The organism is Allobaculum sp., from assembly GCF_047010065.1.
Taxonomy (GTDB): domain Bacteria; phylum Bacillota_I; class Bacilli_A; order Erysipelotrichales; family Erysipelotrichaceae; genus Allobaculum; species Allobaculum fili.
This window is the reverse complement of sequence record NZ_JBKXLD010000062.1, coordinates 1-14,143: the sequence shown is the minus strand read 5'-3', so window position 1 is coordinate 14,143 and position 14,143 is coordinate 1. Positions and strand designations below refer to the sequence as shown.

Sequence of the window (14,143 nt, the reverse complement as noted above, 5' to 3'; positions counted from 1 at the left end):
TTCCATATATTCTTCAAAGTCATCGCGGATGCGTTCGACATCGGAATAGTCGAACACCAGTACCTGACTGATTTCCGTCTTCACACCGGAGAGATCGAACTCCTTGCAGTCCTGATACAAAATTTCCTTGAACTCCTTGCCTTCGATCGTGGCGGTATGGCGAAACAGATCTTCGGCCATTTCCGCGGCGTTCAGACCGTACTCCTGTTCAATGTTACGAGCTGTGATCTGGTCGGTCATCGTGCAGGTCGGAGATTTGAAGTTCATGGTGTCGCTGATCATCGCATACAGAACCAGCTTGGCGATTTTCTCATCCATGCGGATATTCAGTTCCTGATACATCAGGGCAATGATCGTATTGGAAGAACCGACGATCATGTTGCGGAACACGATCGGTTTGGTCGTTTCAATATCGCCGATGCGATGATGGTCGACAATCTCGAGAATTTCGCCCTGTTCGCGATCGTCGATGGACTGCTTGCTTTCGTTATGGTCGACCAGAATAAACTTCTTCGGTTCGGCCTTGAGCAGATGGTAGCGGGCTACCGCACCGACAATCTGGTTTCCGACAACAACGGGATAGGAAGAATGCCTCGTCTGCAGCATCTTCTTCTCGACGTCTTCGAGATATTCAGAAGGATGGAACGCCACGGCTTTTTCCTTTGGCGTCATGATCATGCGCACCGGAATCGAGCGGTAGATCATCTGAATGATCTTCATCAGGTTGTACGGCGTACTGATCAGCGTAACCCCCATCGCTTTCGCCATTTCAAAAATGTAGTCGTTGGGGACAAAGCCTTCGGCAATGACGATCATGGCGGCCCCTTTGGCCATCGCCTTGATCATGTCGTCTTCATGATCGTTGAGCACCATGATCGCGCCGGTCAGGTCGCGCTCCATCATCTTCTTATCCGCGATGCGAACATCGCCGCTTTTGGCGCGGGTTCCTTTAAAAAGGATTTCACCGTGAACAACGTCCTGGATATTTTCGTCCGGCGTATCCTTGAGCAGCTCGCGGGTGATATTGAGATCCTGCATCTGGATTTTGGAAATATCGGCCAGGGTAACCATGCCGGCATAACGGGCTTCGTCATCGAGCACGTAAATGGTTTTCGCATTATTTTCCAGCATCAGATCCCAGCCGTAGCGCAGCGTGTCGTTCTGATTGATCAGCGTTGCCTGGTCAATTTCAATTTCTTCCAGCGAATTCTTGGCCGTCGACAGACGGATCGGCGCGGGTACGCCGACTTTGTCCAGAATGTATTTCGTCTCCGGATTCAGATGACCCAGACGGGCCGGTACTACATTTTCCCCCAGCTTCTGTTTCAGAGCCGCCAGAGTAATGGCACCGCATACCGAATCCGTGTCGGGTCGTTTATGACCAATTACATATACGGGCTGTTTCATATTCATTCCTCATGATTTACTGTATGATTTTTCGTTTCAAGTATAGCATGAACAGGATACCCGCTTTTTGCCCCCGTGTCTGATTCAGACACCTTTTTCAACGATTGCACTTTTAGAAAAGGCATTCGAAATCCCTTTCATCGTTTTGAGGAAAAGAGCAGCGGATGAAGAGCGGCAAACCAACTGGGTTTCAAATTCCCGATTCGGCTTCTTTCCCAGGAAAAACGCAGGATCAGAAGCGCCTGGATCCTGCGTCATTGGCTTAAAGCTGTCCTTTGTGGGTGATCTTCTTTGATGATCCGTTCTCGCACGAAACACGAAAAAGCGATTTTGTCTAAGCCGGAAGACGGGAAGCGTCCGGAAGCCGGCGCAGTGCAAGAAGACGATTTCCCAGATCTCTGGTCATCGCATTGACCGTCTGCTGCGCAGTTACAGTATCGAGAAGATCCTGCGCTGCTTCGGCCTGTGTCAGAAGATTCGTTTTGTCTTCCCCCTCCGCAAATTCATTCAGCTGCAACGTATGGGTTTTGTTCAGAGCACATTTCAACAAAGACATATCCGGCAGAGAACGGACAGTTTCGATCAGGCTGTCCGCCTGTTCAATGAGCGCCTCAATCTGCTCGTCCGTTGTATCGACGGTGAGCTGAACGTTCTGCCACGAATCGCTGAGCGTCTCAAGCTGTTCTTTCAAAGAAGAAGGAAGGACGTTCTTTTCTTCTTCTTCCTGAAGAATCGCATCAATCGTTTCCATGCGCTCTTTTAAATCGAGAAAGGCATGACTGCCTGTCGCGCTGATTTCCGCAATATGGAACGAGTTGTTCACATTGCTTTCAACGCCTTTCAGACGGATCCAGGAAACCAGCCGGTCTCCGTCAAACGTATACGTATCGCCAGATTCCGTTGAAGCGGCCGTACTGGTCTTTTCCCCGATCTTTTCCCAGGTTTTGCGATCGAGTGATCCGTACACTTCATATTTATAGTATTTCGACGCGTTAATCCGGGTCGTCACCGTAAGCGAATCCAGCAGAACGGGATGATCGAGCTGAATATCCACACACGGATTCAAGGTATTGGAGTTGCCGTCCCAGAACGTCGATGTATTTCCGTCCACCGCAAGCCAGGCATGGGAATCCCCCCACGTTTGGGAAGGATAGACCCCTTGTTCAAAACAGAGACTGGACGATTTGCGGGAAAGCCATTCGGCAATTTTTTCGCACAGTCTGGCTGTCTCTTCCTGCGTTGCCGCCGCATTGGCCAGCAGCGTTTCGCCTTCCTGCGCCAGTCTGGCGATTTTCTCTAATGTTTTTGGATCGTAATCGGCTGCCGAAGCCGCTTCGGCTTTTTTCATGAGCTGTTTTAACGGTGCTTTATCGACCGTATGATCGAGCGTTCCCTTGCGAGACTGATTGAACATCCAGTCGATCGCATCTTCGAGATTGGAGACACCGTTTCCGTCATCGTCGAGCGTCTTGCTCCAGGCGTAGTTCCAGCAGAAGTGGGAAGTGCTGTCGTATTCGGTTTACGTCACATTTCCATACGGAGCCATCGCTTCGTACATTACCCTTCCCGCAGCGGAGGTAATGGTCGGATCGTTTTTACAGTGGTACATGCGAATCTGGGTTTTTGAGGCATTTTCCGCGAGTGTCGGATCCCCGATTCCGCACATCGGCATAGCCGCCGCAAAAAGATATTCGTCATCGCGCAGCAGCAGATCCCAGGTGGCGCATCCCCCCATGGATTCGCCGGAAAGATACGTGCGATCCAGATCGGTATGGTATGTGTTCTGTACCTGCTTGATCAGGTTATACGCCGCGTCGAGATTCTGAGAGCGTTCCCTTTCCTGCATATCCCAGTTCGAACGCTTCCAGTAATTGCCGTTTACCGTCAGCCCCGGCAGATTGACCCAGCGGTCCTGTTCATTGCCGTCGTTTAAATACGTTCCGTTCACCGTCGCCTGTGGTGTCTGCGGCATCAGAACGATTGCCTTGCGAACCGGATTGTCCCGATCCGCCAAAAGCTGATAGCCAATGCCATAATGACGGTTGACGACCGTTCTCGTTTTCCCGCCGTCGGAATAGCCGTGCATGTGAACGACAAGCGGAAGATCTTCTTCAACGCTTCCGTCCGCATTTTTGGGTACGTACAGCCAATAGCTGAGGGTCACCCCGTTTTCATCGGTATAGTCGAGCTGCTGCAGGCCGGTCTTTTCAATCATGTCGCTCGTTCCCTGATCGCTTCCGGCAACAAATCCGTACAGGATCGGGTTTTGCGTCGGGGCATCGTTGGCCGCCAGTACGGGCATGCCAAGCGCCGAGCAGCTCAGGCTCATTCCAAGAAATCCTGCCGCCAGCCGTTTTCTCTTCTTCCATTTTGTACGCCGGACTGAACCTTCATGGACGCAGGTTTCTGCTTTGCCTGTGCCGTTTCCGACGTTTGATGGTTTCAATTTACCATTGGCTTTTTTTGCAGTCTTTGCCCGTATAAGGAAAGAAATCGTCTATTCCGGCAAACTGTCCGGCCGTTTTTTTGAAGGCTTGGCGGCCCTGGGACTGGAGAGAAAAGAAACTCTGTTGTATACTCTTGCATGAGGCTTGAAGAGCTTCTCTTCAAAACGCCGATCCATTCCTCGGGAAAAGCGGGCGGTCCATACCGTCTGCGTCCAGTGTCTGGATTGCCTCAGTTATTATCTGTTCTCAGCTATTTTTAACCCAGTTTCACTCTACAACAATTTCTGAAAAAGTTTTTCTGAATTTGTTGACTCCCCTACAGGGAATTGGTAATATAAGCGAGTCAGGTCAAGACGCCGGCATAGTATAATGGTAATACACGTCCATGGTAAGGATGAGCTCGTGGTTCAATTCCGCGTGCCGGCACCATTTGAAAATCAACCGCTCAAATGAGCGGTTTTTTTATTGTCCAGATTTTTTTCGTGATCGGTTTCGATCGTTCGACTTCGATCTGGCTGTCGATCCATTCGGATTTGCGTCTGGATCAGCTTTGCGTTCCAGACGCCTTTCATCAAAAAAGCGAGCCGCTGCAGACTGAAATGCTTTTCGCATTCTCTGCCTGCCGGCTCGCTTTTTTCTTTTTTGTCTTTTCTTTTTCGGTACAAGCAGCTGGATCATGCCTGCGCATTTGTCTGCGCCACATCGGCGAGGGATCGGCTTTCCAGCCAGTTTCGAACGAGTTCCACCGGGAGTCCGACCACATTCGTGTAGGATCCGTCAATGCCGTCAACAAAATCGACATCCTGAATTCCGTAGCTTCCCGCCTTATCCAGACACGTTCCCTGCTCGACGTACGCCTGAATTTCTTTATCGCTCAGATTTCGAAAATGGACAACCGTCGTTTCCACTGTCGAGATCGTCTGCTTCTCCTCCATTAAAACGACTGCGGTTTTCACTTCATGACTTCTGCCCGAAAGAGAGCGCAGCGTTTCAAAAGCTTCGGCTTTCGATTTGGGCTTTTGCAGGATCCGGCTGCCGTCCACAACAATCGTGTCCGCGGCAAGAACGATGGATTCGGGATGAGCCTGAAATACTTCTCTGGCTTTAGCCAGCGCTACATCGCGCTGAGCTTCATCGATCGGACCAGAATGGAAGACTTCGTCCCCTTTTGCGGGAATGCACTCAAAATCGGAAACAATGGTTTTCAGCAGCTCTTTGCGCCGGGGCGACTGGCTGGCAAGAATCAGTCTGGACATAAGAAAACTCCTTTCGGTTCATGCGATTTTCTCTTTCCCTATCCTATCGCATTTTCTTTTCGACGTTCGACTCTTTCTCCCTGCCGGCTCCTCAGGTACAGTATCCTTCTCTTTTTCTCAGGCAGTCGTCGGTTTTATGGATTTCGAACCGAATCCATTGACGAAAGCTTCTGTTTTGCGTATTGCGCAGGTACTAAGAACGACAAGGAATTCTACGAAACTTATACGTGTAAAAGGGTCTCCAGCCAGAGGCCTTTTTATGTAGGAAGAGAGTGGAAAGAAGAGATTTCACGTCTCATTTGCGTGTGCATCCAATCCAAAATGTTTTTCTCCTGCGGTATCTTTCTTTCCCTCTGAATTTGTTCAAATCCGGTCTTTTAATAAACAATACAGGGCAGTATCGATCCGCCGGAATTACAACCAGCGAATCCTTACCGCCCTGTTTTCGTTTCTTTCGTATTTTGAATTTGCACTTCCGCTTTTCCCTTTTCCCTTGGATCAAGGAATTCGACGAATGGTGCAAAGCCGCAAATTCCGCGACCTTTATCGTTTGTTCAGCGTCCGACGGATTCAGAATCCGTCTGCGGATGCAGATGACTCTGGGGAACGATCCGCTGCAGGTATCGCTGTTCCTGCAGACGGGATTTGAGATAAGCCATACCGCCGTAAAAGCCGAGAACCGCCAGAATGAGTTTGATCGCGATTTTGGCGATCATGGTGGAGAACATGGCTTCCGGACAGATGACAATCATGAAATCTGTCGCCGGATTGAGCAGCCAGTCCATGTTTCCCGCAAAGAAGAGGGTATGAAACCAGGTCCATAAGCCGGTGAAGTCGATGAAATACCAGAAGGCAAAAAAGATCAGTACGACCAGCAGACAGGCGCCGGCCTGTCTGATCCCCGTCATCAGAATTCCGAGACAGCGGGTTCCGTTGGATCCGAATTTCCAGAACAGCCAGCCTGCGCTGATCAGACAGACGAACCAGGAAACAATCATGACCAGTCTGGCGTTTTGCCACAGCTGCCGGACATCAACCATGTGCTTTTTCTCTTTGGCATTGAAGGTATCGCGCACTTCGTTTTTCCAGAATACCTTGCCGTCGAGATTGTCGCGTTTGCCCTCGACGTAATCCGTCATCATGAAAATAGAATTCTGAAGATCTTCATCGGACACCGAAACGGTCTGTGCCAGATTCAGCTTGTCATACAGACGTATGTAAAAGCCGTGATCAAAAACGACCGCCGCGACGCTCGAAAGCAGGGCGGCGATCAGAAAGGAAAAGCCAAAAAGAACAGGTAAAACCTTGCGCGTCATTCGACGGTAACCAGATATACGCTGGAGACCCGGTCGGTCTTGCGCAAAATGTCCACGAGATCTTCGATGCTCTGTTCGAGCTCGGTAATATCGAGAGTCAGCGTCACGTTGGAAACGTGATTGATCGGGACGGTCTGGTTGATGGCGATGACGTTGCAGTTGAGCTGGGCAATACGGGTCAGGATGATGGAAAGCACGCCTTTTTCATCCTGAACGACGAGTGAAAGAATCGCCCGGCGGCTTGCGTCCTTGGGCTCAAACTGAAAAATGGAATTCTTATATTTATAGTACGTTCCCCGGGAAATGCCGACTTCGCGTACCGCTTCGCAGATCCGGCGGACTTTGCCGGAATTGAGCAGATTCTGCGCTTCGACGACTTTTTCAATGACATCGGGAAGAATCGAAGAATTGACCAGATAGTATTTATCCATGAATGACCTCCGCTCCATGTTCTGAAACTTCAGACAGACGTACATCCAGTTCGGGATGTGCGTTTTTAATTTCCTCTTTCAGCGCCTGAAGAGTGTCCTTGTTCTGACTTACAAAAAGCATGGTAGATCCGGATCCGGAAATCCAGAACGGTACGGAATTTCGTGCCGCAATTTCCTGCATCGCCGGATAGTGAGCAATCAGCTTTGAGCGGCTTGGCTCATGAAGCAGATCATGACACGCTTCAAACAGCAGCGTTTCGTCTTTATGCGTCCAGGCGTATTCAAAGAGCATGGCCCGGCCGGCCTGCATGGCTGCATTGTGAAGAGGAATTTCTTCTGGCAGCGCCTTGCGCGCCATCGGGGTGGACACTTCATACGGCGGAATGACCACAAGGGCTTTCCAGCCGTTGGCCCCCAGATTGACGCCGATCAGCGAGCGGGTACCTTCCACCGTAACGGAAAGCGCGCCGTTCAGAGCCGGGGCAACGTTGTCGGGATGGCCTTCAATTTCCACCGCGCACGCCAGCAGCTGATCGTGATCCATCTCCAGTTCGGCGATCGCGTTGGCGCCAAGAATGCCGGCGACGACGCACTGACTCGACGAGCCTAGGCCTCTGGCAAACGGAATATCGGACTGAATGCCGATGTGTACGTTTGGAACCGGCTTGCCGCACTTATGGCAGGCGAACACAAAGGATGTCCAAACCAGATTGTCGGCAGTGGCGTATTCCCTGGGACAGCCGCTGATGAGCAGCTCATCGCTTTTTTCAAACGTAATGGAAGAGTACCAGTTCAGCGCAAGTCCGAGAGTATCAAAGCCCACGGAGCAGTTGGCGCTGGTCGCCGGTACTTTCACCGTAATCATGCAAAAATCTCCTTCGAAGCTTCGAGCACATTTTCTTTCATCGCTTCAGGATCAATTACCGCATCGTGCAGAATTTCGAGACGTTCGAGAACGGCTAAAGGATGCGGAATGGCGTCGGCATTGATCTTTTCCAGATCGCGCATCGCCTGCCATGGATTGTCTTCTTTCTGTCCAAGGGAATCGAGAACGTCCTGAGTAAATTTGTACGGACTCGCCGTGGACAGCGCGATGACCGGCGTTTCGGATTTTTTCGCAAGCGCATACGCGGCCGCCGAATGCGGATCGAGCACGTAGCCGGTTTTGTCAAAGACGTCCTTAATGGTGGCTTTGAGCTGCGCGTCGTCATACCAGCCGCCTTCAAAAAGACGGGAGATTTCCGCAAAGGTGTCTTCATCCAGCGTATAGCTTCCCTTTTCGGCCAGATCCTTCATCCAGCCGGCAACTTTTTCGGTGTCTTTATTCGATGCGTAGTAGAGCAGACGCTCGAGGTTGGACGAGATCAGGATATCCATGCTTGGCGAAATCGTCTGAATAAACGGACGGTTGCGATTATAGGTTCCGCAGGCAAGGAATTCGGTAAGAACGTTGTTGGCGTTGCTGGCGACGTAGAACTTTTCGACCGGCAGACCGAGCTGCATGGCGTAGTAGCCGGCGAGCACGTCGCCGAAGTTTCCGGTCGGTACCGAGAAGGATACTTTGTCGCCCGTCTGAATGACGCCCTTGTTTACGAGCTGGCGATAGGCATCGAAGTAGTACACGATCTGCGGAATGAGACGTCCGATATTAATGGAGTTCGCCGAAGAAAGAACGATATCGTCCTGGGCGAGTTTTTCCTTCAGATCTTCATCGAGGAACAGCTTCTTGACCATGCTCTGCGCATCGTCAAAGTTGCCTTCGACCGCAAACACTTTCACGTTGCCGCCCGACTGGGTAGCCATCTGCTTGTACTGCACGGCGGAAACTTTGTTATGGGGATAGAAGACGCAGATGCCGGTATTGTCCACGTCCTCAAAGCCGGACATGGCCGCCTTCCCGGTATCGCCGCTGGTCGCGGTGAGGATCAGCGCTTTCTTGCCGGTATCTTTCAGAGCTTTGGATAAGAACCACGGCAGAATGGTCAGCGCGACATCCTTGAACGCGCTGGTCGGTCCGCGGAACAGCTCGAGAATGTAAATGCCGTCAACGTCTTTTACCGGCGTAATTTCATCGCTTTCAAAACTGCCGGTGTAGGCATTTTCAATGCAGTCATCGAGTTCTTCGCTGGTATAGCCCGAAAGCAGCGCCGTGAACACTTCCTTGGCGATGCCTTTGTAATCGAGCTGAATCAGCTTGTTCAGATCCAGCTTTTCCTGGCCGAGTCCGGGCCAGACAAACAGTCCGCCATCGGGACTGATTCCCTGCAGCACCGCCTCCTTGGCGCTGATCGGATCCGCGTTTTTACGGGTTGACTGATAATAAGGTTTCATAAATTTTCGGCTCCTTGAAATCGCATATGCCCTATGATACAATGTGCAAGTTTTTAAGACAAGTGTATATTAGACAAGAACAAAAGGAGTACAAAGCAATGAAAACGATGAATTGTGTCCTTCTTGGCTACGGTACAGTGGGACAGAACGTAGAGCGTTTATGCCGCGGCATTGACGGTCTGGAAATGAAAGGCGTATTTGTCCGCCCGGCCAAAGCGCGCGAACCGTACTTTTCCGCAGATGGAAAAGCGCTCGTTTCGCGGCAGGACGTTCAGATCGTATTTGAATGCCTCAACGGACTGGAACCGGCCAATACCCTTATCCGTATCGCCCTGGAACATGGAAAGAATGTGATTTCTTCCAACAAGGCGGTTTTAAGCACATATCTGCCTGAGTATATCAAACTGGCTGACAAATATGGCGGATCGATTCAGATTGAGGCCAGTGTAGCGGGTGGAATCCCTTTAATTGACGGAATTCTCAAACTTTCTGCCGCTGAAGAGCTCAAGGGATTTGAAGGCATTCTCAACGGAACCTGCAACTATATTCTCAGTTCCATGGAAGAAAACGGCACGTCCTTTACCGATGCGCTGCGCAGCGCACAGGAGCTCGGCTTTGCAGAAGTGGACCCCACCAACGATGTGGAAGGAAGAGATGTCTGGTACAAAACGCTGCTCGTCTCCTCTTTATATACAAAATCGCCTGTGACCACTCTCCCCGATCCGATCGGCATCTCCAGTATCGGCATAGACGAGATCGCGCTGGCGAAAAAACATCATAAAAAAATCCGCCATCTTGCAATTCTGAAAAATGAAAGCGGATCCTTTTCGGCTCTGATCGCACCCGTTTTCCTGAATGCGAGCGATTATCTGTCTTCTGTTGGTCAGAATTACAACGCGCAAAAAATCGAAGCTTCTTCTTTTGGAAGTTTAGGCTATTATGGCCCCGGAGCCGGCGGCAGTCCGACCGCGCAGGCTATGATCGCCGACGCGATCAACCTGCTGAACGGTACCGTTCGCAGAATTTCGCTCGATCAGCACGCCACATTCTGCAAGGATGGTATCCGCGAAGACTGGATTGTACGCACGTGCAAAAATCTCGATTCTGTAAAGAACGCAGATTCCACCTATTTTGAAGAAGACAGTCTCTGGCTGATTAAAGATCGCGATCTTTCTCTTGTCGAAGAGATCCAGGCGATCGATCCATCGGCCATGCTGGCAGTATGGAGGAAATAAATGGCTTTAAAAGTGACGAAATTCGGCGGCAGCTCCGTTTCCCAGGCCAGCCAGTTTCGAAAAGTAAAAGAAATCGTGGAGGCCGATCCGGATCGCCGTTATGTCGTCGTCTCCGCACCAGGCAAGCGCTGCAGCAATGATTCCAAGATTACCGATCTGCTCTACCTGCTCGACGCGCATCGTCAGTATCATGTCGATGCCAGCAACGTCTACAAGCTGATCCGCGACCGCTTCGTGGAAATCCGCGACACCCTCGGCCTCAAGCAGCCGATCGAAAAAGAGCTGGACACGATGTACGCCAGCCTTTCTTCCATGAGTGAAATGGAAATCGTATCGCGCGGCGAATACTTCTGCGCCAAGCTCATGGCCGAATACCTCGGCTTCCCGTTTGTGGATGCGGCCGATGTCATCCGGATCAACCACGACAAGTCCATCGACTGGGAAGCGACGCGTGCCCGTCTGAAAGCCATCATGAATGAACACGAACATTTCGTATTCCCCGGCTTTTACGGCACAGCCGCCAACGGCAAGATCATGGTCTTCTCGCGCGGCGGCGGCGATGTGACCGGTGCCATTCTGGCCAACATCATGGAAGCAGATATCTACGAAAACTGGACCGATGTTTCCGGATTCCTGATGGCCGATCCGCGCATCGTTCGCAATCCGCAGCCTATCACCCACATTACCTACTCCGAACTGCGCGAGCTTTCCTACATGGGCGCGTCCGTGCTTCACGAAGACGCCGTCTTCCCCGCGCAGGAAAACAACATTCCGATTCATATTCTCAACACCAACCGCCCGCAGGATGCCGGCACGATCATTCAGGAAACGTCCCTCGTGCCGCGCAAGTACCCGATTACCGGTCTGGCCGGCAAGCCGGGCTTCCTGTCCATCTATATTTATAAGAAGCACATGTCCAACGAAGTCGGCTACATGCGCAAAGTGCTCAGCGTTCTGGAACGCTACAACGTTTCGATCGAGCACATTCCAAGCGGCATCGACTCCTTTACCGTTCTGGTCAACGGAGCTGAAGTTGAAGACAGCCTTTACGAGATTCTCCACGAAATCAAGCGTCAGGTTGCACCGGATGAAATCAAGGTGCAGGACCATATCGCGCTCGTCTCCACCGTCGGCAAAAGCATGTCCCATCAGCCGGGCAACGCCGGCCGTCTGTTCGAAGCCTTAGGCCGCGAACACATCAACATTGTCATGATCGCGCAGGACTCCAACGAAATTAACATTACCGTCGGCGTCAGCGAAAAAGACCTTTCCCGCACGATCGAAGTCATTTACAACGAATTTGTCGTTGACTGAACCGCTCTACATTTGAATCAGGAAGAAGGAATACGATTATGAAAACCATCGCCATTGCCGGTGCAACCGGCGCTGTAGGCGCGCAGATGCTCGAATGTCTGCACGAACAGGGCATTGAAGCCAATATCAGACTTCTCGCCTCGGCTCGATCCGCCGGAAAACAGATCGAAGACTGGACCGTTGAAGAACTGACCGAAGATTCGTTCAAAGGCGTCGACTATGTCCTGGGTGCCTGCGAAAACGATGTCACCAAAAAATGGATGCCGTGGGCCCAGAAAGCCGGCTGCGTTGTCGTCGACAACTCCTCCGCTTTCCGTCTCGATGAAAATGTTCCTCTGGTCGTTCCGGAAATCAATGCCGAAGATATCCGCAAGCATCAGGGCATCATTTCCAACCCGAACTGCTCCACGATTATCGCATTAATGGCCATGCACGATCTGCACGAGCTCTACAACATTCAGGATGTCATCTGCACTACATTTCAGGCTGTAAGCGGCGCCGGTGTCAAAGGTCTGCGCGATCTGGAAAACCAGCTCAAGGATCCCGAAGCGACACCGGAAGCGTTCGCTCATCCGATCGCCTTTAACGTCATCCCGCAGATCGGCGGCTTTGATGAAAACGGCATTACGAGCGAAGAATGGAAAATGCAGAATGAAGGCCGCAAAATTCTTCACGCGCCAGAGCTGAACGTCAACTGCACGTGCGTACGCGTACCCGTATGGCGTTCCCATTCCGAATCCATCACAATCCGTACTGAAAAACCGGTCGACCTCGATGCCTTAAAAGAACGTCTGTCGCATTCCGAAGGCGTAAAGCTGCAGGACGATCCGGAAAACAACGTCTACCCGATGCCGATCGACACATCCAATCAGGATCTCGTCTACGTCGGCCGTCTGCGCTACGATCCAGCTGATCCGACCCACAGAACCGTTTCGCTCTTCTGTGCGGGCGACCAGATCCGCAAAGGCGCTGCCTCCAACGCCGTTCAGATTCTCAAGAAACTGATGGAAATGGACGAACAGGCTTAACTTTAAACACTTTACGGCGGTATCCCTGCGCGGGATGCCGCCGTTTTTATCTCTTTGACCGTCTCGCCGAATACAGCCCAGACCAGAAAAATCCGCAGATCCAGGCGACCGCCGGTCCTTTTCTCCGGCCGTTTGCCTGTGTCTGCCGATTTTGAAATTCAAAAAACGAGTGCGCTGTTCACGCAGTCCTTTTTCCCCTTGGTGTTGAACCAGTTTTATTTCGTCCCGTACCAGCTGATGCCTTCTGCGACCCATCCAAGACGGCCGAGCGCCTGATTTTCTTGACTGGACTTTGTGAAATTGTGCGCACCGGCTTTCGCGTTCGGATTGTACTGCCGATAAATCGGGACGCCTTTGGCGGGATCGGAATACCAGCCGATCTTTTCGTAAATCCAGCCGGCTCGCACCAGACCGTCTTTTTCCGCTTCACTGAGCGTGTAATGATGATCGCCCGCGTTCGGATTGTACAGACGATAGACAGGCAGCTCGGACTGCACAGGGGCCGTCCACCCTCCTCCTTCATACGTCCATCCCATCTGCACTAAGGCGTCGCGCTCCACCGCGCTTTCCGTATAAAAGTGTTCGCCAGAATTCGGGTTGTACAGGCGCTGCAGATTCACCCGCTCCGCGCTCGCTCTGGAGTAGCCGGTCCATTGCGCTTCCAGACGAAGCGGTTCTTCGCTGTCGTCACCAAGCGTATGGATCACGGCGCCATCCGGGATTTGTACCGGAGAATAGCCGGCACCGCGCGCATTTGGAATGGTATCGAAATAGCGCAGATCTCCCCGAAGGGTGCCGTCACTGGAACAGAGAATCTGTCCGTTGGGACGGTAAACGAGCCAGCCGTTAAACGCCATCGCGTCATGGATAAAGGTACAGGCGGGAATTTGCGTACCGCCCTCGCCTAGCGAAACCAAAATCGGCTCCATGGTTCCCTGTCCGATGCCCGGATCGAACGAGAGCGTCCGTGTTTTTTCCTTCCAGACAGCACGCAGTTCGATGTCATCGCCGCTCTGGGCTAAAGGCTGCCCGAAATCGGAGGGCGTCAGACTTTCCCACGAAGCGACGACAGCCAGTTTCCAGCCTTCCTGCTGCGCCTGCACAGGATCTGCAAAATAGGCCCGGGTTCCATTTTTCTCGTACAGACTTTCGCTGCTGGTGAGCCTGGATACCGTCCATCCTGCGAACTGATAGCCAGGGCGCCAAAGCGCACCGTCTCCGAGCGTATAGGGCGTATCGATCGGAACGATTTTCGCATTCGGACTTCCCTGTCCGCCGTTGGCATTGTAATGAAGGACATACGCCTTCGGTGTCCAGTAATGCAGAACTTCGGAGGCGCGGACCGTACGGGAATGGTCAATCCGGCACAAGGCTCCAT

General features: G+C 51.8%; 13 protein-coding genes, 1 tRNA gene and 1 pseudogene. 5 read left to right on the top strand and 10 right to left on the bottom strand.

The annotated features are described in order from the left end of the window. The 4 genes from ACLUYS_RS06615 to ACLUYS_RS06600 form a co-directional block, all read right to left on the bottom strand. Positions 1–1,407 (bottom strand): putative manganese-dependent inorganic diphosphatase (locus tag ACLUYS_RS06615; RefSeq protein WP_412659428.1); only part of this gene is annotated, 1,407 nt, incomplete at its 3' end. An 84-nt stretch (positions 1,408–1,491) separates the two neighbouring features. Next, positions 1,492–1,665: a hypothetical protein gene (locus ACLUYS_RS06610; RefSeq protein ID WP_230268265.1), complete on the bottom strand. Its 174-nt coding sequence runs from the start codon at positions 1,663–1,665 to the stop codon at positions 1,492–1,494. Positions 1,666–1,741: 76 nt separating this feature from the next. Further along, on the bottom strand, positions 1,742–2,821 hold the full coding sequence (locus tag ACLUYS_RS06605) for a discoidin domain-containing protein (protein WP_412659427.1): 1,080 nt from the start codon (positions 2,819–2,821) through the stop codon (positions 1,742–1,744). Positions 2,822–2,926: 105 nt separating this feature from the next. After that, entirely contained in the window at positions 2,927–3,736 is an 810-nt protein-coding gene (locus tag ACLUYS_RS06600) for a hypothetical protein (RefSeq protein ID WP_412659426.1), read from the bottom strand. On the opposite strand from ACLUYS_RS06600, the gene ACLUYS_RS06595 reads away from it, so the two are divergent. Continuing rightward, entirely contained in the window at positions 3,708–3,995 is a 288-nt protein-coding gene (locus ACLUYS_RS06595; RefSeq protein ID WP_412659425.1) for a hypothetical protein, read from the top strand. The genes ACLUYS_RS06600 and ACLUYS_RS06595 overlap by 29 nt on opposite strands. Before the next feature lie 214 nt (positions 3,996–4,209). Continuing rightward, a tRNA-Thr gene (locus tag ACLUYS_RS06590) sits at positions 4,210–4,283 on the top strand. 245 nt (positions 4,284–4,528) lie between these two features. Here the strand turns inward: ACLUYS_RS06590 and ACLUYS_RS06585 are convergent. The 5 genes from ACLUYS_RS06585 to thrC all read right to left on the bottom strand — a co-directional run bounded on the left by ACLUYS_RS06585 (position 4,529) and on the right by thrC (position 9,188). Further along, positions 4,529–5,110, bottom strand: coding sequence for a Maf family protein (locus tag ACLUYS_RS06585; RefSeq protein WP_288339418.1), 582 nt, complete (start codon positions 5,108–5,110; stop codon positions 4,529–4,531). Between the two features lie 554 nt (positions 5,111–5,664). Further along, a complete protein-coding gene (locus ACLUYS_RS06580) occupies positions 5,665–6,426 on the bottom strand; it encodes a DUF1461 domain-containing protein (RefSeq protein ID WP_230266716.1) in 762 nt (253 codons plus the stop codon). Continuing rightward, entirely contained in the window at positions 6,423–6,857 is a 435-nt protein-coding gene (locus tag ACLUYS_RS06575) for an ACT domain-containing protein (RefSeq protein WP_288339421.1), read from the bottom strand. Before ACLUYS_RS06575 ends, ACLUYS_RS06580 begins: the two co-directional genes overlap by 4 nt. Next, positions 6,850–7,722, bottom strand: coding sequence for a homoserine kinase (gene thrB, locus ACLUYS_RS06570; RefSeq protein WP_412659424.1), 873 nt, complete (start codon positions 7,720–7,722; stop codon positions 6,850–6,852). Before thrB ends, ACLUYS_RS06575 begins: the two co-directional genes overlap by 8 nt. Next, a complete protein-coding gene (gene thrC, locus ACLUYS_RS06565) occupies positions 7,719–9,188 on the bottom strand; it encodes a threonine synthase (protein WP_412659423.1) in 1,470 nt (489 codons plus the stop codon). Before thrC ends, thrB begins: the two co-directional genes overlap by 4 nt. 98 nt (positions 9,189–9,286) lie before the next feature. Here thrC and ACLUYS_RS06560 point away from each other — a divergent pair, with 98 nt between their 5' ends. From ACLUYS_RS06560 to ACLUYS_RS06550, 3 genes are read left to right on the top strand one after another with little or no spacing between them, the layout of a single operon-like run. Further along, positions 9,287–10,423, top strand: coding sequence for a homoserine dehydrogenase (locus ACLUYS_RS06560; protein WP_230266720.1), 1,137 nt, complete (start codon positions 9,287–9,289; stop codon positions 10,421–10,423). Continuing rightward, on the top strand, positions 10,424–11,737 hold the full coding sequence (locus ACLUYS_RS06555) for an aspartate kinase (RefSeq protein ID WP_230266721.1): 1,314 nt from the start codon (positions 10,424–10,426) through the stop codon (positions 11,735–11,737). Between the two features lie 38 nt (positions 11,738–11,775). Next, complete coding sequence (locus ACLUYS_RS06550) at positions 11,776–12,765, top strand: aspartate-semialdehyde dehydrogenase (RefSeq protein ID WP_230266722.1); 990 nt, start codon at positions 11,776–11,778, stop codon at positions 12,763–12,765. Positions 12,766–12,980: 215 nt separating this feature from the next. On the opposite strand, the pseudogene ACLUYS_RS06545 reads toward ACLUYS_RS06550, so the two are convergent. Beyond that, positions 12,981–14,143: pseudogene (locus tag ACLUYS_RS06545) on the bottom strand (hypothetical protein); the annotation flags it as partial.